The sequence below is a fragment of the Bacteroides sp. HMSC067B03 genome (assembly GCF_001811315.1).
Classification (GTDB): Bacteria; Bacteroidota; Bacteroidia; order Bacteroidales; family Bacteroidaceae; genus Bacteroides; species Bacteroides faecis.
On record NZ_KV804343.1, the window covers coordinates 1 to 291 of the forward strand.

Sequence of the window (291 nt, forward strand, 5' to 3'; positions counted from 1 at the left end):
TCAGTCAGTTTTTTCTGGTCGGATACGCTCAACTGTGAGAAGGGCTTGCCATTGCTCAAGGCTGCATCCAGCCAAAGCCCGTTCAGTTTGTCAGTCAATGGATAGTCCTTTGTCCCTTTTGCCGTCCGTGGGTGGTTTTCAATATCAACGCTGCCCATATTTTCATGTACATAGCGGACAGACAGCATTCCGAGTGCGCTGCCCACGGCAGCGTGTGTCCGGTATGCTTCGTCCTTTGCCGCCCATGCCGGGTCTTGTGCAATCACGACAGAGACGTTTTCAGCATCCAAC

1 pseudogene is annotated in these 291 nt (G+C 52.6%); it reads right to left on the reverse strand.

Features of this window, described 5'->3' with window-relative positions:
- Positions 1–291: pseudogene (locus HMPREF2794_RS10595) on the reverse strand (DUF2586 family protein); the annotation flags it as partial.